We start from the raw sequence: 20,279 nt of genomic DNA on the forward strand, positions 1-20,279 counted from the left end.
GCCAGATATATGGTTGGGTTAGTAACGACGTGAATTCCGGGCATATCCAGGCCTGTGTTCAATAGGAGATTCCCCGCTGACTAGCACAGACAGGAGGTATTTGACAAAACGGGTAATATTTAATCCGGAACGGTAACTCTCCTGATTAATCTTAATCGCATGTGTATTAAAATACATGTCATTTTTTTTCATCGGTGTCTTTTTGGAGGTTAATTATACCGGACAAACGAAGTTTCTGCAATATTATTGCAGGCAACAACAGATCAGGGGTGATCGCAGACCTTTGAATCCTTAAATTTGCGGGCTTTCATTTATTATGGCAAAAAGTATATTCAACAGGAATTCATCAACAGGGGCTGAAATGTCATTTATTGATCATCTCGAAGCCCTCCGCTGGCATATTTTCAGGTCGCTCCTGGCAATTATGGCGGGTGCGATCGTAGTGTTCATTTATATGGACTTTTTCTTTGGCAGGGTTGTGATGGGGCCGGCAAATAAAGATTTTATAACTTATCGCATATTATGTTCAGTGAGTCACCGGGTAGGGTTGGGTGATGCGATGTGCCTTTCTGATATTAACCTAAAGCTGATCAGCACGGAAATGAGCTCTCAGTTCATGATGAGCTTTACAATAGCATTTGTCGGCGGTTTCATAGTTGCCTTTCCATTTGTATTCTGGGAGTTTTGGAAATTTATTAAGCCGGCACTTACTGAAAAAGAACTTAAGAAAACCCGTGGTGTGATTTTCTGGGTCTCTTTTCTGTTTTTTACCGGAATTAGTTTCGGGTACTTTCTGATTGCCCCTTATACCGTGAATTTCTTTGCTGCTTACACCCTTAGTCCATTGATCCAGAATACGTTTACCGTTACTGATTATTTAGATAATATCGTATCGTTGGTATTGGGAACAGGGGTTGTATTTCAGTTGCCCCTGGTTGTATATTTCCTTGCAAAAGTGGGCGTTTTAACTGCCAGTTTTTTGCGCACCTATCGCAAATTTGCAATAGTTGTTATATTGGTTATTGCTGCTGTAATTACACCCCCGGACGTTGTTAGCCAGTTAATTGTTACTATTCCCCTTTGGCTTTTATATGAAATCAGCATCAGCATTGCCGCCAGGGTAAATAAAGAAAACGGCGAAAATAAATTGTCTGAGGAAGAATGGAGTTAATTATTCAATAAGACAGATGTAGATACCATGTCAGATTTTTCAAAACAATTGCCTATTGCCATAGGCTGCGACCACGCAGGATACGCCTACAAGGAACTAATTAAAAACTATTTGTTAAGCCAGGGCTGGCGGGTAAATGATTTTGGCACCAACGGACCGGAATCTGTTGATTATCCTGATTTTGCACACCCCACAGCAGATAGTGTTGAACAGGGTAAATCTGCTTTTGGGATATTAATCTGTGGCAGCGCTAATGGAGTGGCGATTACAGCAAATAAGCATGCCGGCATAAGGGCAGGCCTTTGCTGGACTAATGATGTTGCCCAGTTGGTAAGGCAGCACAATAATGCCAATATGCTTTGTTTGCCCGCCCGGTTTCTTTCTGAGCAGGAAGTGATACAGCTTGTAAATACATTTATTGAAACACCCTTTGAAGGTGGCCGCCATGCCACAAGGGTTAATAAAATTGGTTGCAGTTAAGCTTATTTTACTGCTCACCGAACCGACAGGATTGTTATCTTAATATTTCATTCATTATATAATTCCATGAGAAAATTATGTCTATTGCTGGGTCTGCTCCCGGCCACCCTGGCGATTGCGCAGAAAAAAAGCAATCCGGAGAAATTTGCTGCCACCATCACTGAAAATGACCTCCGCAACCATCTTTATATAGTTGCCGGAGCAGATATGGAAGGCCGTGAAACGGCTACAGAGGGGCAGCGTAAAGCTGCAGCCTATATTGAACAACATTTCAAAAACCTGGGGCTGCTCCCCGGCAACCAGGGAAGTTACCAAATGGGCTTTCCCGTTTACCGCGATTCATTGATCGACAGTAAGTTTCAGGTTAATGGAAAAACGTTTACTGTTAATAACGATTTTCAGCCCTTCCTGCAAATGACCAGGCCAGGCGGACAGTATTTTTCCGAAGCAGTATTTGTTGGCCATGGTATTGTTGACTCAGCTTATGACGATTATGGCAGCATGGATGTGACGGGTAAACTGGTACTGATTCTGGATGGTTCGCCGGAAGGCTTCAAAACCAGTAAAAAGGGATGGCGCGCGCCCAATGGACTTTATGGTAAATACCTAAACGCCGCAAAGAAAGGGGCAGCAGCAGTATTGCTCGTTGCTCCAGGCTTTCCCAGGAAAGATGCCATCACAACGGGGAATATGTATACCAACTTATTTACTGCTAAAGTTCCGGCCAGCTTCTATTCTATTTCCCCTGATGTAGCCGCAGCAATTATTGGCAAAGACTGGTCCGGATTAGTACAGGCTGGTAAAACAGGCCAGGTTGCGGCCAAAATTTACCCTGCCAATACCCTTATTGAATTGAATAAGTCCGTTCAGCAGCTTGAAAGCAGCAATGTGCTGGGCTATATTGAAGGCACCGATAAGAAGGACGAATGGTTGATTGTTACAGCACACTATGACCACCTGGGCAAAAAAGGGGATGTCATTTATTATGGTGCAGACGATGACGGTTCGGGAACTGTTGGGGTGCTTGAAATTGCAGAGGCCTTTGCAAAAGCAAAAGCCGCAGGAATGGGTCCGCGCAGGAATGTACTTTTCATGACGGTAAGTGGCGAAGAAAAAGGGCTCTGGGGTTCTGAATATTTCAGCGGGCATCCTTCAATTCCAATCGAAAAAGCTACCGCTGACCTTAATATTGATATGATTGGAAGGGTTGATACAGAACGCAAATTGGCCGATACCCTCAATTATGTATATGTGGTGGGTGATGATAAGCTGAGTACTGAGCTGAAACCTATCAGTGAGGCAATGAATAAAAAATACATTAAAATGACCCTGGATTATAAATTCAATGATCCTAATGACCTTAACCAGATTTACTTCAGGAGCGACCACTACAATTTTGCCAAAGTAGGTGTTCCGGTTATATTCTATTATGACGGCATGTTGCAGGCGGATTACCATAAGCCTACTGATACACCCGATAAGATCAATTATACCTTATTACGTAAGCGAGCACAGCTTGTTTTTTATACAGCCTGGGAAATGGCTAACAGGAATGACCAGATCAAACGCGACCTGCCTATCCCAACTATGACCCGTTAATTTTTTTGAAGTGGATTAAACTTGTGATTATAATTTAAGTCTGACCAGGTATAAATAAGATTAATCCATACTTCTTATAAATGGTTTTGATCCGTACCCTTAAAATGAAAAAACCCGCCACTCTGGCGGGTTTTTCTGTATGGGAGGGGTCTTTTACCAACCCAGTATATAAGCAAACATTAATGGGGCAACAATTGTGGCGTCGCTTTCTACAATAAATTTGGGGGTCTCGATACTTAATTTGCCCCAGGTAATCTTTTCATTGGGAACCGCACCACTATATGAGCCGAATGAAGTTGTACTGTCACTGATCTGGCAGAAATAACCCCAGAATGGCACATCATGCCATTCAAGGTCCTGGTACATCATCGGCACTACGCAAATCGGGAAATCACCTGCTATGCCACCGCCTATCTGAAAAAACCCAACCCCTTTTCCACCACTGTTCTGGCGGTACCAGTCTGCCAGCCAAACCATATATTCAATGCCATTTTTTACGGTACTTGCCTTGAGCTCATTTTTAATAACATAACTGGCGAAAATATTACCTGTGGTACTGTCTTCCCAACCGGGCACTACAATCGGAATGTTCTTTTGTGCAGCCGCAATGATCCAGCTGTCTTTCGGATCGATTTCATAATACTGTTCAAGATCCCCACTTAAAACAACCTTATATAAAAATTCATGCGGGAAATAGCGCTCACCTTTTTCTTCAGCATCTTTCCATTGCTTTACAAGGTGTTTCTGGAGGCGGCGGAAAGCTTCTTCTTCCGGAATGCAGGTGTCAGTAACCCGGTTATAATGGTTTTCCAGCAGATCCCATTCTTCCTGTGGGGTAAGGTCACGATAATTGGGAATCCTGCGGTAATGGGAATGGGCGACAAGATTCATTACATCTTCTTCAAGGTTTGCCCCGGTACAGGAAATAATATGAATTTTATCCTGCCTGATCATTTCGGCAAGGGATACACCTAATTCTGCAGTACTCATGGCTCCGGCAAGGGTAACCATCATTTTACCACCTTCCAGCAGGTGGGTTTCATAACCTTTTGCCGCATCTACCAGGGCGGCTGAATTAAAATGGCGGTAATGATGCTGTATAAATTGCGAAACCGGGCCTTTACTCATGATTATTCTGATTTTAGGCGACAAAGGTAGCGGAAAAATAAAACAGCCCTGCCAGTGGGCAAAGCTGTTTGTTTCCAACATAACCTCAGAGAAAAATCCGACTATTTTTTAATTTTTGAATATACAGTCCAGTTAATGCCGTTTTCACTTTTTAAAACGATTTGATCGTTACCATTTTCTAATGATACATAGTAGCTGGTTTCTTTGTCTTTAGTCAGCTCAACAAGTTCGTTAATCCAGTAATCAGAATAGTCTTGTTTAATTTGGGACAACAATTGCAATGGCAATTGGGTAGAAAGAATGTTTCGGTATGCACTTACAACTTCGCCATCTTCATTCAGGAAAGCAAACACCACATGTCCATTTAACACAAACTGCGCCCTGTAGAGTTCGTTCACCTTTGACCAGGTAATATTCTCTGCTTTGGAAAATTCTTTTTTGAAAGAAGTTTGAACTTTTTCTGCTACACCGTTTTTGTTATCTGGTGTATTGGCAAATGTGGCTGATGCTGTCAGTAAGACCAATGCCATGATGCCTGTGATAATCTTTTTCATTGTATTAGGTTTGATAATTTCTTGTTGCTTATTAAGACGTTGCTTGTCTTAAAATGGTTACAGTTTATTTTTTATTTTTTTAGTTACACTGATATCGCCTTCAGGACTAACACTAACAACCATTGATGATTTTGCACTATGCAGTGTTAAATGGTAAGTGGTAATTCCGTAGCTGATATGCTCAATAACATTCAGCACAATATGCTCTGGAAATCTCTCCTGTATCTTTTGGGTTACCAGTATAGGAAGATTTTCTTTGTTGATATAACGTGCAACGGCTACCATTTCTCCATCCGCATTATAGTATGCATTCAACTCACTGTTCTGGTAATTAAATGTTGCCTGGAATAAACCTGCTTCTTCCAGTGATTTCCACTGAACGTTTTTAGCTGTTGAAAATGTAGTGCGGAATGCTTCCTGCACTTTTCCGGTAATAGGATCAACGTTTGCAAAACTTGCAAGGCTAACGAATGCTGTTGCTGCGATTAAAATAATCTTTTTCATAAATAAAAATTTAAAGGTTTAATGATTAATGTGCGTTTGAATAATATGACGATGTAAAAGTATTAAGGTTACAGACGGTCATCAAGTGAATAGTGATTGGTGGCAAACAATAGCAATAAAACTTATCTTGGAAAACGCATTTAGCTTTTCCGGGCATTTAAATATCCTTTAAAAGCCTTGCCAGTACTGTATTTGATAAAATATGTTAATTAAAAAATAAATCCGGGTTAATCCATGGTTAAATTAGAGAAGTGGAAATGATAATTACAGAATGGTGACAGAACTTATCATGTAATCTTCGTATTGAAGATTGTAACTTCAATTAAATAATCAGCGGCTATGTATAAATATCTTATCGTGATCTGTCTGCTTGGAAGTTTTAAATTGTCTTTTTCACAACCAGCAAATAGTATAAAACCGCAAACACCGCAACCACCCTTCCCATATATTGTTGACACGCTTGTATACCAGCAAGGCCCGGATTCTTTGAGGTATGGTGTTACGCTAACAATTCCCAATGGTGCCGGCCCCTTTCCTGCTATAATATTGATTACCGGGTCAGGTGCACAAGACCGCGATGAAACAATTTTCAACCATAAACCATTTGCAGTACTTGCTGATTTTTTAACGCGGCAGGGATACCTGGTAATGCGTGTTGATGACCGGGGAATAGGAAGGTCAAGTGGTAATTTTTCACAGTCCACTACTTATGATTTTGCACAAGACGTAAATAATCACATTGAATTCCTGAAAAAGAGAAAGGATGTGAGGAAAGATAAAATTGGTTTGCTGGGACATAGTGAAGGTGGTATGATAGCGCCACTCGTTGCTGCATCAAACAAGGATATCAAATTTATAATTTTAATGGCTGGCCCGGGTATACCTGTATACAGGTTAATGGCTGAGCAGAACGAGGCCGTACTGAAGAGCAGCGGAATAGATTCATTGGCCGCGAAGGATTATAGTGTATTTTTTTCTGCAATAATGCCTAAACTGGCAGCGGCACCTGATACCGGAACAGCAAAAGCCTTGCTAACTGCAGCGCTTAAAGATTGGCAGCTTACCGAACATCCCAATAGGGTAATGGCCACCACTGGGATACATGATGAAACAAGTTTCAACCGGTATGTTAGCCTTGTCGTTCAGCAGGTGTACACCCCCTGGTTCAGGGCCTTCCTGCTATTTGATCCACAGCCGTACCTGAAAAAATTGCACTGTAAAGTATTGGCGCTAAATGGCAGTAAGGATATCCAGGTAATTCCGGCTTCCAACCTCGAGGGCATCCGTAGTTGTCTTGCGGTTTCTTCCACAAAACATTACCAGGTAGAAGAACTGCCCGGCCTGAACCATCTTTTCCAAACCTGCAAGGCATGTACCTTTCCCGAGTATGCCACTTTATCTGAGAGCATATCCCCGGTAGCACTGCAAACAATAGGGGATTGGTTACAAAAAGAAATTTCTGCAAAATGAACTTACTTGCCCACGCATATCTTTCTTTCCGTCAGCCGGAACTGCTGGTTGGCAATATGATCAGTGACTACGTTAAGGGTAAGGCGAAGTTTAATTATCCGCCTGGAATCCAGCTCGGTATTCAATTGCATCGGGCAATAGATAGCTTTACAGATCAACATCCGGTAAACGCAATGGCCAGGAAAGTATTTAGACCGGCTGTGGGCCTGTATGCCGGTGCATTTGTTGATGTCGTGTATGATCATTACCTGGCTGCAGATACCCTTGCTTTCCCTGGCAATAGCCTGCCAGACTTTAGTCAGTGGGTATATTCAGCAATGGGTAAGCACCAGGAACATTTTCCCGACCGGTTTGCGGGAATGTATCCTTATATGAAAAGCCAGGACTGGCTAGCTAATTACCAGCAGCGCAGTGGCATAGAAAGAAGTATGGAAGGCCTCGTGCGTCGCGCCAGGTATTTGGATGACAGCCGCACCGCCTTTGCTGTTTTTGAAGCAGAATATGATTTCCTCGAAAAATGTTACCAGCGATTTTTTCCAGAATTGCTGCTTTTTGTAAATAATTATTACCGGAAACTATTGATTAACCCGGAAACACTTTAAAACGTTCGTGGCAGGCACGGTCCAGCGATTCCTGGTCATCGGGATGTGCGATATTAATCAGTGCGTGTGCCCTTTGCCGCAGGTTTTTACCGTATAAATAGGCAATTCCAAATTCTGTAGCCACATAATGGATATGCCCACGTGTGGTTACTACCCCAGCGCCGGTTTTCAGGAAAGGCACAATACGGGAAAGCCCTTTTTTAGTCCTGGAGGGAAGTGCTATAATAGGTTTTCCACCTTCACTTAAAGCAGATCCCCGCATGAAATCCATTTGCCCGCCGATGCCGGAATATTGGTAGGTCCCTATGGAATCAGCACAAACCTGGCCGGTCAGGTCAATTTCCACAGCACTGTTTATGGCAACCATTTTGGGATTCCTGCGGATAACAGATGTTTCATTCACATAATCGATATCCAGGAAAGCAAAGGCGGGGTTGTCATTTACATAATTATAGAGCCGTTTTGATCCGAGGGCAAAACCAGTAACACATTTATTCGGGTGGATGTGTTTGTATTTATTATTGATCACATCATTTTCTACCAGGTCAATAATGCCATCACTGAACATTTCAGTATGTACTCCAAGGTCTTTATGGTTATTCAGGCATTTCAACACAGCATCGGGGATTGACCCAATGCCCATTTGCAAAGTGCTTCTGTCCTCAATCAGTCCGGCGATATATTCGCCAATTTTCAATTCCTCCTCGGTAATTGCCTTGCCAAAAGCAGCTTCATGCAGGGGGTCTTCACAATATACCATTGCCGAGAACCGGTTTACATGAACCATACCGTCCCCATGCGTTCTGGGCACATTGGGGTTTACCTGGGCAATTACAAAGCGTGCGGTGTTAACGGCAGACCGGGCAATGTCTACTGAAACGCCAAGCGAACAGTAGCCGTGCTGGTCAGGCAGGGAAACATGCACAATGGCCACGTCAAGGGGTAGTATCCCTCTTTTAAAAAGTTCTGGAATTTCACTAAGGAAAACAGGTACATAATCTGCCCTTCCTTCACGAACAGCCTCGCGGATACTGGCGGAAACAAATAATGAGTTTATGTGAAAATGTCCATAAAATTCTGGCTTGTCAACGATCATATCGCCGTAAACGGTGATATTCACCAACTCAACATCACGTAACCTGTGTGCCTGTGCAGCCAGGTGTTTCATCATGAATGATGGCGTATGTGCACTACCGTGAATAAAGACCCGGTGTCCCGATTGTATGATTGAAAGTGCTTCTTCCGGGGTTGAATACTTGATGGGTGGTCGCATGAATAAGTTTTCGCAAATTTAAACCATATGGTTTATGATGAATGTTGAGGAATATCATATTATGGAATGAAAATTGTTACCGGACTGTGTTAATTTTAGCACTTATGCAAACCCCTTCGTTGAGTATGAAAAGAGCAAACCTCCTGGTACTTTCTTTTTTTATCTGCCTGGCAACAATGGCCCAGAGTCGTTTTCCAGCGGTCGACAAATCGCCCATGGATATGAGTTACTACCCCGTTAATTACCCAATCCTGAAAATCCAGGATAAAGTAACTGAGCCACTAATGGCAAGAGTAATTTACAGCCGTCCGCAAAAAAGTGGCAGGAAAGTGTTTGGGGAACTGGTTGAATATGGTTCAGTATGGAGAATGGGCGCCAATGAAGCGACAGAACTGGAGTTGTACCGCGATGCCAAAATTGGTGATAAAAGAGTAAAAAAAGGAAAATATACCCTGTATTCTATTCCTACCGCTGATAAATGGACGATCATACTTAATAAAGAGACTGATACATGGGGTGCTTTTCGCTACGATTCCCTGAAGGATGTGGTGAGGGTGGATGTTCCTGTTGTTCGTAATGGTGAAGAAACAGAGGCTTTAGGTATCTGTTTTGAGAAGACCAATGGTGCTATAAGCCTGGTTATTGGCTGGGACGATGAAATCGTGAGGCTCCCTATCAGCTTTTTTTAGCCGCGGCTTTTACCGCTTTACCTGATATTTACAGTATGTGCGGAATTGCAGGAATCATATCTCCTGTTCGCCAAAATGAAAGTTTGGCCAGGGATTTATTGGATATAAAAACCATGACAGACCAGCTGGCCCATCGCGGCCCGGATGGCGAAGGTTCCTGGCAAAACCTCTCTGGCGAGATAACACTGGGACACCGCAGGCTGGCCGTAATTGACACAAGTGCGGCAGCAACCCAACCCATGCATTTTGAAAACCGGTACACCATCACCTATAATGGTGAATTGTATAACTATATCGAGCTCAGGGAGCAGTTAATAGCAAAGGGGCATAGTTTCAGGACATTATCCGATACAGAAGTCATCCTGGCAGCTTTTCATGAATACCGGGAAAAATGCCTGTTGCAATTCGACGGCATGTTTGCAATGGCCATCTGGGATGAATTGGAGCAAAGGCTTTTTTTAGCCAGGGACCGTTTCGGGGAAAAGCCACTTTTTTTTCACGAAGATCCTGACGGAAGATTTTTATTTGCCTCTGAAATCAAAGCTATTTGGGCTCTTGGGGTGCCCAGGATAATGGACGAAGGCCAGGTTTTACTCTTCCTTTCCACCGGAAATACCGGTTACCCAATAGCTCCCGAAAAATCATTTTACAAAGGCATTTTTCAATTGCCTGCTTCCAGTTTTATGTATATCCTGCCGGGAAAGGAAGGGTACTCGAAACCTGAAAGTATCCGTTATTGGGATATTGATACCCGGCAAAAATTCGGAGGTTCATTACCAGAAGCAATCCGTTTGCTTCAGGAGAAACTGAATACTTCCGTGCAGTTGCGCCTGCGGGCAGATGTACAAACCGGCACTTCGCTTAGTGGTGGTGTAGACAGCGGATCTATTGCTGCCCTGGCCAGCAGGCTGGAAATTGCCGGGTTCCAGGGTTTTTCAGCCACTTTCCCCGGCTTTGAAAAAGATGAATCGGCACTCATCAATAGCCTCAGTAAGGAAATTGGCTTCACAAGCCGCCAAACCAGTCCAGCTGCTGAAAACCTTGTTTCCGATTTTGACCGCTTGCTTTGGCACCAGGAAGAACCCATTGGATCAGCCAGTGTCCTGGTTCAGTATAAAGTTTTTGAACTGGCGAAACAACATGGCGTTACTGTTTTGCTGGATGGTCAGGGGGCCGACGAAATTTTGGGCGGATATCCTCAATATATTCCCTGGTTCCTGCAAGAAGAATGGCGGTCAGGGAATTGGGCCAGGCAACGCAGGGAACTTGCTTTGTTCCGCAGGCATGGGCTGCATGTTCCGTGGGGTTTAAAAAACTACCTGGCAGCTTTATTTCCTGCAGCTGCGCAATCACAACTGATTTCCAGGCAATCTGCCAAAATCAGGAACCTGCCACTGGTAAACAAGGCATACATAGAAGCCTATCACCCGGCCGGATCATTGTACAAGCCAATGGTGACAGGCTTGCGTGATTTGTTGTATTATGATACTACCATGGGTAAATTGCCCGAATTGCTGCGGTATGCCGATCGCAATAGTATGGCACACAGCCGCGAAGTAAGACTACCCTTTTTGCAACACGAACTCGTACAATGGATTTTTTCATTACCAGATGAATGGCGCATGAAAGATGGTTATACCAAATGGATTCTCAGGAAAAGCATGGAGAATGTTTTGCCGCCGGCTACCTGCTGGCAAAAATTGAAAATAGCTTTCGAGCCGCCACAATTGCAATGGATGAAAACGCCGGCTGTACAGGAAAGGGTGATGGATGCAAAATACAAACTCGTTCAGAATAATATATTAGATAAAAAAATACTTAAATCGGAAAAGCTAAACACCCCGGCAGAATCGCGTAACAATTTTGACTGGCGATACTGGGTTATTGCTTCACTGGAATGAGTGGCTGTCGCGATTGCAAAAAATTAGCGCACCTTTGATGATCTAAATAAACACCACATAACTATATGAAGCTTGCTACAAAATTCATTCATGCAGGTATGGAACCTGACCCCAGTACCGGTGCAATTATGACGCCTATTTACCAGACTTCAACGTATGTTCAGGAGGCGCCCGGGGTTAACAAGGGTTTTGAATATGCCCGTTCCCAAAATCCAACCCGTAAGGCACTGGAAGAAGCATTGGCCCAGATTGAAAATGGCAAATACGGTCTTGCATTCAGCAGTGGTGTTGCTGCCACGGATGCGGTTATCAAACTGTTGCAGCCCGGCGATGAAGTAATTGCAGCCAATGATATGTATGGGGGAACCTACCGCCTTTTCACTAAGATCTTTGAAAAATTCGGGATCCGCTTTGTTTATATTGACACCACAAATCCCGCAAACATTGCAGCCGCTATAACACAAAAAACAAAATTGGTCTGGCTGGAAACACCCACCAACCCATTGATGAATATCAGTGATATAGCGGCCATAGCAGGTGTTTCTAAAAAGGCCGGCGCGCTGCTATGCGTAGACAATACTTTTGCCTCTCCCTACCTGCAGAACCCCCTTGACCTTGGTGCAGATATTGTAATGCATTCTTCAACGAAATATATCGGGGGTCATAGTGACATCATCCAGGGGGCTTTGGTTATGAATGATGATTCCCTGCGCGAGCAATTGTATTTTATCCAGAAAAGCTGCGGTGCGGTACCGGGTCCCATGGATTGCTTCCTGGCTCTCCGGGGTATAAAAACACTTCACCTGCGTATGCAGCGGCATTGCGAAAATGGAGCCCTTATTGCCCATTGGTTAAGGAAACATCCCAAAGTGGGAAAAGTGTACTGGTGTGGATTTGAAGATCATCCCGGGTATGCTGTTGCAAAAAAGCAGATGCGCGGGTTCGGTGGCATGATGAGTTTTGAACTTAAAGATGATAAGGTTGATACAGCTAAAAAAGTTTTATCCTCTACCAGGTTATTTTCCCTGGCCGAAAGCCTGGGAGGTGTTGAATCGCTGATTAATCATCCGGCATCTATGACCCATGCTTCAATACCCAGGGAAGAGCGCATTAAAAATGGTTTATCAGATTCGTTAATCCGTTTAAGCGTTGGTGTGGAAGATGCCGAAGACCTTATAGATGATCTTAACCAGGCAATAAGTTTGATTTCACAATAATTACCCATGAACATGAAAGGCATTGTTTGTATTGCCATTGCTGGTGTATTATCAACTTCAGTAGTGCAGTCGCAGGAATCCCTGCAAAAATTATATCCTGTCAATTTCTCACAGGTTAATATTACTGATGAATTCTGGAGCGGCCGAATGCATACGGTTGCCACCAGTACGCTTAATGCCTGCATTTTATATACTGAAACTAAAACCGGGCGTATCCGGAATTTCGAAAAAGCTGCCGCGCACAGTGGTAAGCACGAAGGCATTTACTTTGATGATTCTGATGTTTATAAGGCTCTTGAGGCAATGGCTTATTCCCTAAAGAATAATCCGGATCCGGCAATCGAAAAAAAAGCCGATGAGTGGATCGCTAAAATTGCCGCGGCACAATTGCCCGACGGATACCTTAATACCTATTACGAGCTAACGGGGATTAACAACCGCTGGACCGACATGGAAAAGCATGAAGATTATTGTGCCGGGCACCTGATAGAGGCGGCAATCGCCTATCATAACACAACAGGGAAGCGGCAATTGCTCGATGTGGCCATCAGGTTTGTAAACCACATTGATTCCGTTTTCAGGAAGAGTAACAGGCATTGGGTAAGCGGACACCAGGAAATTGAATTGGCCCTCATGCGGCTATATCATCATACGAATGAGCGCAAATATCTTGAGCTGGCGCAATGGTACCTTGATCAAAGAGGGAAAGGCTATGGCAAGGGCGTGATTTGGGACGAATGGAAAGACCCTTCTTATTGCCAGGATGCTGTTCCTGTAAAAGACCAGAAGGAAATTACCGGTCATGCCGTACGGGCAATGTATATGTATACCGGGGCTGCCGATGTTGCTGCAGTAACCAATGATGCGGATTATATAAAAGCCATGAAAACGATTTGGGAAGATGTGGTATACCGGAACATGTATATTACCGGAGGGATTGGCGCAGAAGGTAAAAATGAAGGATTCGGTGAGGATTATGACCTGCCCAATGAATCGGCTTATTGTGAAACCTGCGCTTCTGTTGGAATGGTTTTCTGGAACCAGCGCATGAACATGCTAACGGGCGAAGCAAAATATATTGACGTATTAGAACGTAGTTTATACAATGGCGCCCTTGATGGTTTATCCCTGAGTGGTGACCGGTTTTTTTATGGAAACCCCCTGGCTTCCACAGGAAATTACCAGCGCAGGGAATGGTTCGGAACCGCTTGTTGTCCATCTAACATCGCACGGCTGATTGCTTCACTGGGTAATTATATTTATAGTAGTTCTGAGAATGCAACCTGGATCAACCTCTATATCGGAAGTGACGTTAAACTGCCGGTTAAAAAAGAATTCTTTGCAGTATCCATGCAAACAGGTTATCCCTGGAAAGGCAATACCACATTAACAATTACAGCAGCTCCCAAAAAACCTTACCAGCTAAGGTTACGGGTACCGGGTTGGTTGAAAGAACCCACCCCGGGCGGATTGTATTATTATTCAGATAAAAAAGAGAATCCATTATTTGAGGTTCGCGTAAACGGGAAACCTGTTTTGTTCAAAGAGGAACAGGGTTATGCAGTGGTCGACAGGGCCTGGAAGAAAGGGGACCTTGTAGAAATTATTACACCTATGGATGTTCGCCGGATTGCCAGTAGAACTGAATTGAAACAAAATACCGGCCGCATTGCAATTCAATATGGTCCGATGGTGTATTGCGTGGAGGGTGCAGACAACCAGCAGCAAGCCATGAATTTTATTGTTCCGGACAGATCGGATTTTTCGGTACAGTATGAACCAGGTTTATTGGGGGGCATAAATACAATTACCCTGCCTGCGAAATTGCTTGTTATAAGTGCCGACGGTCAGGGAGTTGATCTTGTAAACAAACCCGTGAAAGCTATCCCGTTTTTTGTATGGAATAACCGCGGCGCCGGCGAAATGCAGGTATGGCTACCCACTGCTTTCCGCGAACTGAAGGTTAATCAATAACATGATTGCGAAAAGGCAAAACATTATCGACTTTTTAAACAGGAAGGTGGAAGAATATGACCATCCGCGATTCATTGAAGATGACCCCGTTTGCATACCGCACCTGTTTAGTGACCAGGCAGATATTGAAATAGCCGGCTTGTTTGCAGCAGTTTTTGCCTGGGGCAACCGGACAACTATTATCAATAAAAGCCGTGAATTAATGGCGTTGATGGATAACCGGCCACTGGATTTTATCCTGCATCACAGCAATAAGGACTTAAGGCGTTTGCTTTCTTTTAAGCACCGCACTTTTAATGCTACAGACCTTTTGTATTTTATTGAATTCCTGCAAAGGCATTACCAGCAATCTTCCTCTTTGGAGAAAGCATTTTTAAAAGGATTTTCAGCATCAGATAAAGACATTACCGGGGCCTTAAATGGTTTCTATCATTATTTTTTTTCTGCTGAAGATGTCCCGCAGCGCACCCGTAAGCATATTGCGGCACCGTTTAAAAATTCTACCTGTAAAAGGTTGAGTATGTACCTACGCTGGATGGTCAGGCAGGATAAGAACGGCGTTGATTTCGGGTTATGGCGCAATATAAAACCAGCACAATTGGTTTGCCCGATTGATGTGCATGTGGCCAGGGTTGCCCAAAGATTTGGCTTGTTACAAAGGGAAGCCATCGACTGGAAGGCAGCACTGGAGTTAACCAGCTGGCTGCGCAAGCTCGATCCAAAGGACCCCGTCAAGTACGATTTTGCCCTCTTTGCCCTGGGCGTTGTTGAAAAATACTGATGTATCTTTCACCCGGCGGGTATTACCCGCCGGGTGAAAGAAGGGTGAAAAAACTGATAAATGGATAGTGAATTACTACATGCCTTGAGCGAGCAAATGGGAATCAGCCTTATAGGGGAATCTTCATTTAACACATTGCGGCAGCGGTTGGCGGAAAGGATTAACCAGTTAATTAACCTCGACTTTCAAGAACTGGTCAGGATACTTTACCGGGTTGATGTCAATGAAAACAAACTGAAGTTTTTATTGAAGGAAAAAGTAGGTGAAGACGCAGCGTATATAATTGCTGATCTGTTAATTGAGCGGCAACTCCAAAAAATCAAGACACGCCGGCAATTTCAACAGCCGCCACCAGAAAATGAAGAAGACAGGTGGTAAGGATCAGGTTTTTACCTTTGACTTGAATTTAGCAATGGCCTGTTTTGAAAATTCGCTTAAGACCAGGCGGCCACTGATAGCGGCTCTTTCCAGCAGTAAATGATCCCAATGCTCTGTGCCTTTCCAGAACATTTTTTTCATTTCTACCAGTGCATCCGGTGAGGAATGCACCAGGTTTTCAGCGATGCGCTGTACAGATTCATCAAGATCCTCCAGGTTGGTATGCAATTCTGCGTATAGTCCTTTTCTCCTCGCCCAGTCGCTATTACGCCACATGGATGTATCAATGGCCAGTTGTGAAAAAGCCGACCCGCCAATTTTTCTTTCAATTGCAGGACCTACAACAAAAGCGCCTATACCAATTGCCAGTTCACTAAGTTTAACATCAGCACCTTCCACAGCAATAGCATAATCAACTGCCGCAGCCAGGCCAACTCCACCGCCTACACATTTACCATGGATTCGCCCTATGATCAGTTTTGGTATTTTGCGCATAGCATTTATCACTTGTGCAAATCCATTGAAAAAGGCCAGGCCTTGTTCGGCTGTTTGAATATTACTTAGTTCATCGAATGATGCACCAGAACAAAAAACACCGTCCCCGCCAGACCGGAGGATGATCACTTTCACTTCAGGTAAATGGCCAAGGGTGTCGATTTCCTCAGACATTTTATGCAATAATTTAGCGGGTAATGAATTGCCCTGAGGATGATAAAATTCTATTGTGGCAATGCCTTTGTGCAATTCGGATTTAACATATCCTCCAGAAGTTTCCTGTATCATGGTTGAGATATTTAGGCGTGTTATTATTGTTTTTTCTGGACCATCGTAAGAATTGTAGCTAAAGCTACTTGCTCTCCGGTTTGGTCCAATACTTCAACATACCATTTAACGATTCCTTTACGTAAATCAGTATCCTTTTTTTGTTCCTGTTCAATTTTTTCCTTGCAGGTAAACCTGACCTGGATGGTTGCACCGGCATATACAGGTTTGGTGAAACGCAATTCGTCAAGGCCGTAATTCAATAGTACCGGGCCTTTTGCACTACCGTCTACAAATAATCCGGCGGCTGCGCTGAGGATAAAATATCCATGTGCAACTGGTTTCTCAAAAAGAGTGCCTTCAAGTGCAGTATGATCAGTATGCGCATAAAAGTGATCCCAGCTAAGGTTGGCAAAATTGACGATATCACTTTCCGTAATAGTTCTTTTACCTGTCAATAACTGGTCGCCAACCCTGATTTCTTCAAAATATTTCCGGAAGGGATGTATGGTGTCTTCCTGACCCTTTGCATTAGGCTGGTATACACCGGTAATGGCCGTGAGCATTTCAGGTGATCCCTGTAAAGCCACACGTTGCATATAGTGCTTAATGCCACGAAGGCCGCCCATCTCTTCCCCTCCCCCCGCCCTTCCCGGGCCGCCATGTACAAGTTGTGGCAATGGTGATCCATGGCCGGTTGATTCCTTTGCACAGGCGTTATTTAATACCAGGATCCGGCCATGCCAGGGCCCGGCGCCTAATACATATTCCCGCGCCGTTTGCGCATCTGTGGTTACAATAGAACTGCAAAGCGATCCTTTACCCATACGCGACAGCTCAATGGCTTCATCCATGTTCCTGTAAGGCATTATTGTGCTGACCGGGCCAAAGGCTTCAATTTCATGTGCTTCTGTTTGGCTGAAGGGCTTTTCGTTCAAGAGTAAAAGCGGACTGATAAAAGAACCTTTGCTGGCATCGGCATCAATCAGTTCAACACTATCTAGAGAGCCGTATATCAGTTGGGAACCTGCCAATAACCGGCCTACCTGTTCCTTCACTTCCTTTTTTTGTGTTTGCCCGGCTAATGCACCCATGCGTACTTTATCATTCAATGGATTGCCAATTGTTGTTTGTTGCAAGGCTTCGGCAATCGCTTTACATACTGCTTCCATTTTTTGTTCCGGTACAAATATCCGCCTGATAGCTGTGCATTTTTGCCCGGCTTTTACTGTCATTTCCTTCCTCACTTCCTTAATAAATATTTCCCAATCAGCAGACCCGGGCCCGATATCATCACCAAGGACAATACAATTCAATGAATCGGCTTCCATATTAAAGGGTACTGATTCCCGAAGGATAGCAGGATGTGCTTTCAGCATTTGGCCGGTTGAGGCAGAACCGGTAAAGGTGATCACGTCCTGTGACTGAACATGGTTAAGCAGGTCGCCGGCGCTACCACAAATAAGTTGCAGGGCGCCTTCCGGGAGAATTCCTGAAGCAATGATTTCTTTCACTACTGCTTCTGTCAGGAAAGAGGTTACTGTAGCAGGTTTTACTATGGCAGGCATTCCTGCCATCCAATTCACGGCAACTTTTTCCAGCATGCCCCAAACAGGGAAATTAAATGCGTTTATATGTATGGCTACACCCTCTTTGGGAACTAACAGGTGCGTTCCTATAAAACTGTTTTGTTTTCCCAGGTTCAGGGATTCCCCGTCGAGGCAAAATGTTTCATCGGGAAGTTTACGTCGCAGGGAGGCGTAAGAGAAAAGGTTGCCGATCCCGCCTTCTATATCCACCCAACTATCTGTTTTTGTAGCACCTGTCTGGTAGCTAAGGGAATAAAAAGAGGGAAGAAATTGTTGCAGGTGAAGTGCAAGAGCCCTCAGCATACGCCCCCTTTCCGGAAAAGTCATTTTTCTCAATGCCGGGTTGCCGACTTTTCTGGCATAAACGGCCATAGCTTCTAAATCAAGTCCTTTTGAGCTGGCTGCAGCAATAGGATCGCCGGTAACTGCATTGTACAGGATTTGTCCCTCGCCATCGCCGGTGATCCATTGGCCGGTTGCGTAGTTCCCGAGCTTTTTCATTGTACAATCGTTTATAGGTGCAAATTAGCTGAAAATGCCCTTCAGAAATGTCCGGCCATTCGTAAAACGGGTGCATATTTGCAGCATAAACTCTACCAGATGAAGCAAATCTTCCTGTTAGCGGCCTGTTTATCCTTTTTTGCAGCCTGCAACAACCCAAGCCATGATAATACTGACCGCAAGAATGGCTTTTCTGAAAAAGCCAAAACGCCAGAGGACAGTTTGTTTCAACTGGTATTGGATGGGCATGATTTCGGTATGGGTAAAATGGGCAAGATTAAAGGGTACCAGCAACAGGCGATACAAGCGCTTGACAGTGTCAGCAAGCTGCCTGAGTCTGCGACAAAAAAGCAATTGATGCAAACATACCTGGACCTGAAGGAAGACCTGGCTTATGCAGAAAATAGTATGGATTCCTGGATGACTGGCTTTAATCCTGATTCTGCAAAAGAAAATGCGGAGGCGCGTATCAAATACCTAACTGGCGAAAAGGCTAAAGTGGATAAGGTAAAAGAAAGCATTTTAACGAGCCTGCAACGAGCGGATTCCATTTTTAAAAAATAGGCAACGTGTAGAAATTTCTTTATCCCAACTTAGAGCAATCCAAATTGTTTAAGGTGGTGCCGGGCATGTTTGTGGAGAAAATGAACCTGGCCACTATAATCAAGGGGACCAAAAAACGGGTTAATAATCTCTTTATTAGGGTTAGTGGCATATGCTTCCTGGAAAGCTTCGAGCGCCCTTTTCAATTCATGGATAGCGGTTGGCATATCCGGCAACTTTTCAGGAGTTGGCTCATCTTTCATTAACGGGTTCTTTGTATTCTCGCGAAAGGGCTCTTCGCTGAACAAAAATTCCCGCATTTTTGGAAGCCGGTCAGCAGGGGTAAATAATTGGAGGGGAATCTTACCCGCAGCAACCCAAACAACTTCAATAAAGTGTTCTACCATTTGCTGGGCATTCATTTTGCCCCAGCTGCCTTTGGCTTCTGCTTGCAAATGTGATAGCAATGCCGGGAAGTCTTCCAGCAAAAAATGCAGTTTTGATTCGTCCATATACTGGAAATGGCAGTATTAGGCCGCCATTCTCTTTTCAATTTCTTCGCAAAGCGCATTGAAAATATCATCTACTGTGCCTTCACCTTTAATACCAACCACCTTATTGAAGACCTGGTAGTGGTCCGCAACAGCAGAAGTTTTTTTGTGGTACTCCTGGATCCGGGCCCGGATTACAGCCTCATTGTTATCATCACTGCGGCCACTGGTCAATCCGCGGTTTAACAGGCGCTTTATCAATTCTTCTTCCGTTACTTCCAGGGCAAGAACCACATTAATGGCTTCATTCCTTTGGGCCAAAAGCTTATCCAGCGCTTCGCTTTGTGCTTTGGTACGGGGAAATCCGTCAAAAAGAAAACCTTTTGCCTGTGGATTATTGTCCAAAGCAGCGCTGATCATCCCGATAACAACTTCGTCCGGAACCAGTTCCCCCCGGTCCATCAAAGATTTAGCTTCCATTCCAAGGGTGGTTTGGTTGGCAATTTCTGACCGTAGGATATCCCCTGTAGAAAGGTGTTTAAGTCCATAACGGGCAATTAGCCTTTCAGATTGGGTACCCTTGCCACTTCCTGGAGGGCCGAAAAGAATTAAATTGAACATGATTTATTCCTGCGTGATGAGGTTCAAATTTACGGCAAGCTGTTTAAAAAT

The 20,279-nt window shown here is 44.1% G+C and carries 21 protein-coding genes; 12 read left to right on the plus strand and 9 right to left on the minus strand.

Translation table 11 applies throughout. From position 1 onward, the window contains the following. Positions 1 to 18: 18 nt before the first annotated feature. Positions 19 to 192 carry a hypothetical protein gene (locus LAQ65_RS10165; protein ID WP_224116856.1) on the minus strand — a complete coding sequence of 58 codons (174 nt, stop codon included), beginning with the start codon at positions 190 to 192 and terminating at the stop codon, positions 19 to 21. Between the two features lie 124 nt (positions 193 to 316). On the opposite strand from LAQ65_RS10165, the gene tatC reads away from it, so the two are divergent. The 3 genes from tatC (at position 317) to LAQ65_RS10180 (ending at position 3,250) form a co-directional block, all read left to right on the plus strand. Continuing rightward, complete coding sequence (gene tatC, locus LAQ65_RS10170; RefSeq protein ID WP_224116857.1) at positions 317 to 1,171, plus strand: twin-arginine translocase subunit TatC; 855 nt, start codon at positions 317 to 319, stop codon at positions 1,169 to 1,171. A gap of 27 nt (positions 1,172 to 1,198) precedes the next feature. Continuing rightward, the gene (gene rpiB, locus LAQ65_RS10175; protein WP_224116858.1) at positions 1,199 to 1,651 is read left to right on the plus strand and encodes a ribose 5-phosphate isomerase B; all 453 of its coding nucleotides are present in this window, start codon (positions 1,199 to 1,201) and stop codon (positions 1,649 to 1,651) included. A 66-nt stretch (positions 1,652 to 1,717) separates the two neighbouring features. Further along, complete coding sequence (locus LAQ65_RS10180; RefSeq protein ID WP_224116859.1) at positions 1,718 to 3,250, plus strand: M28 family peptidase; 1,533 nt, start codon at positions 1,718 to 1,720, stop codon at positions 3,248 to 3,250. A gap of 153 nt (positions 3,251 to 3,403) precedes the next feature. On the opposite strand, the gene LAQ65_RS10185 is transcribed toward LAQ65_RS10180, so the two are convergent. The 3 genes from LAQ65_RS10185 to LAQ65_RS10195 all read right to left on the minus strand — a co-directional run bounded on the left by LAQ65_RS10185 (position 3,404) and on the right by LAQ65_RS10195 (position 5,436). Beyond that, positions 3,404 to 4,378, minus strand: a complete 975-nt coding sequence (locus LAQ65_RS10185) for a deoxyhypusine synthase family protein (protein ID WP_224116860.1) — start codon at positions 4,376 to 4,378, stop codon at positions 3,404 to 3,406. A 101-nt stretch (positions 4,379 to 4,479) separates the two neighbouring features. Next, entirely contained in the window at positions 4,480 to 4,932 is a 453-nt protein-coding gene (locus tag LAQ65_RS10190; protein ID WP_224116861.1) for a hypothetical protein, read from the minus strand. 57 nt (positions 4,933 to 4,989) lie between these two features. Next, positions 4,990 to 5,436 (minus strand): hypothetical protein, encoded by a 447-nt coding sequence (locus tag LAQ65_RS10195; protein WP_224116862.1) that lies wholly within the window; start codon positions 5,434 to 5,436, stop codon positions 4,990 to 4,992. A 339-nt stretch (positions 5,437 to 5,775) separates the two neighbouring features. Here LAQ65_RS10195 and LAQ65_RS10200 point away from each other — a divergent pair, with 339 nt between their 5' ends. Beyond that, entirely contained in the window at positions 5,776 to 6,906 is a 1,131-nt protein-coding gene (locus tag LAQ65_RS10200) for an alpha/beta hydrolase family protein (protein WP_224116863.1), read from the plus strand. After that, positions 6,903 to 7,508, plus strand: a complete 606-nt coding sequence (locus LAQ65_RS10205) for an acyl carrier protein phosphodiesterase (protein WP_224116864.1) — start codon at positions 6,903 to 6,905, stop codon at positions 7,506 to 7,508. Before LAQ65_RS10200 ends, LAQ65_RS10205 begins: the two co-directional genes overlap by 4 nt. On the opposite strand, the gene LAQ65_RS10210 is transcribed toward LAQ65_RS10205, so the two are convergent. Beyond that, positions 7,489 to 8,781 carry an acetyl-CoA hydrolase/transferase family protein gene (locus LAQ65_RS10210; RefSeq protein WP_224116865.1) on the minus strand — a complete coding sequence of 431 codons (1,293 nt, stop codon included), beginning with the start codon at positions 8,779 to 8,781 and terminating at the stop codon, positions 7,489 to 7,491. The genes LAQ65_RS10205 and LAQ65_RS10210 overlap by 20 nt on opposite strands. Positions 8,782 to 8,906: 125 nt before the next feature. On the opposite strand from LAQ65_RS10210, the gene LAQ65_RS10215 reads away from it, so the two are divergent. The 6 genes from LAQ65_RS10215 (at position 8,907) to LAQ65_RS10240 (ending at position 15,721) form a co-directional block, all read left to right on the plus strand. Then, positions 8,907 to 9,470 carry a DUF2911 domain-containing protein gene (locus LAQ65_RS10215; RefSeq protein ID WP_224116866.1) on the plus strand — a complete coding sequence of 188 codons (564 nt, stop codon included), beginning with the start codon at positions 8,907 to 8,909 and terminating at the stop codon, positions 9,468 to 9,470. Positions 9,471 to 9,505: 35 nt separating this feature from the next. Continuing rightward, on the plus strand, positions 9,506 to 11,371 hold the full coding sequence (gene asnB, locus LAQ65_RS10220) for an asparagine synthase (glutamine-hydrolyzing) (RefSeq protein ID WP_224116867.1): 1,866 nt from the start codon (positions 9,506 to 9,508) through the stop codon (positions 11,369 to 11,371). A 65-nt stretch (positions 11,372 to 11,436) separates the two neighbouring features. Further along, positions 11,437 to 12,588 (plus strand): cystathionine gamma-synthase, encoded by a 1,152-nt coding sequence (locus LAQ65_RS10225; protein WP_224116868.1) that lies wholly within the window; start codon positions 11,437 to 11,439, stop codon positions 12,586 to 12,588. A 6-nt stretch (positions 12,589 to 12,594) separates the two neighbouring features. Next, on the plus strand, positions 12,595 to 14,562 hold the full coding sequence (locus tag LAQ65_RS10230) for a glycoside hydrolase family 127 protein (protein ID WP_224116869.1): 1,968 nt from the start codon (positions 12,595 to 12,597) through the stop codon (positions 14,560 to 14,562). A 1-nt stretch (position 14,563) separates the two neighbouring features. Beyond that, positions 14,564 to 15,343 carry a TIGR02757 family protein gene (locus tag LAQ65_RS10235; RefSeq protein ID WP_224116870.1) on the plus strand — a complete coding sequence of 260 codons (780 nt, stop codon included), beginning with the start codon at positions 14,564 to 14,566 and terminating at the stop codon, positions 15,341 to 15,343. A 60-nt stretch (positions 15,344 to 15,403) separates the two neighbouring features. Beyond that, complete coding sequence (locus LAQ65_RS10240) at positions 15,404 to 15,721, plus strand: hypothetical protein (protein WP_224116871.1); 318 nt, start codon at positions 15,404 to 15,406, stop codon at positions 15,719 to 15,721. Between the two features lie 3 nt (positions 15,722 to 15,724). On the opposite strand, the gene LAQ65_RS10245 is transcribed toward LAQ65_RS10240, so the two are convergent. Further along, complete coding sequence (locus LAQ65_RS10245) at positions 15,725 to 16,504, minus strand: enoyl-CoA hydratase/isomerase family protein (RefSeq protein ID WP_224116872.1); 780 nt, start codon at positions 16,502 to 16,504, stop codon at positions 15,725 to 15,727. 23 nt (positions 16,505 to 16,527) lie between these two features. After that, the gene (gene paaZ, locus LAQ65_RS10250) at positions 16,528 to 18,573 is read right to left on the minus strand and encodes a phenylacetic acid degradation bifunctional protein PaaZ (protein WP_224116873.1); all 2,046 of its coding nucleotides are present in this window, start codon (positions 18,571 to 18,573) and stop codon (positions 16,528 to 16,530) included. 99 nt (positions 18,574 to 18,672) lie between these two features. On the opposite strand from paaZ, the gene LAQ65_RS10255 reads away from it, so the two are divergent. Then, positions 18,673 to 19,137, plus strand: coding sequence for a hypothetical protein (locus tag LAQ65_RS10255; protein ID WP_224116874.1), 465 nt, complete (start codon positions 18,673 to 18,675; stop codon positions 19,135 to 19,137). 29 nt (positions 19,138 to 19,166) lie between these two features. Here LAQ65_RS10255 and LAQ65_RS10260 read toward each other — a convergent pair whose 3' ends face one another. Together LAQ65_RS10260 and LAQ65_RS10265 are read right to left on the minus strand one after the other, a co-directional pair. Beyond that, entirely contained in the window at positions 19,167 to 19,628 is a 462-nt protein-coding gene (locus LAQ65_RS10260) for a DinB family protein (RefSeq protein WP_224116875.1), read from the minus strand. An 18-nt stretch (positions 19,629 to 19,646) separates the two neighbouring features. After that, positions 19,647 to 20,228, minus strand: coding sequence for an adenylate kinase (locus LAQ65_RS10265; protein ID WP_224116876.1), 582 nt, complete (start codon positions 20,226 to 20,228; stop codon positions 19,647 to 19,649). Between the last annotated feature and the right edge of the window lie 51 nt (positions 20,229 to 20,279).

The organism is Flavihumibacter profundi (assembly GCF_020076305.1).
Taxonomy (GTDB): Bacteria; Bacteroidota; Bacteroidia; order Chitinophagales; family Chitinophagaceae; genus Flavihumibacter; species Flavihumibacter profundi.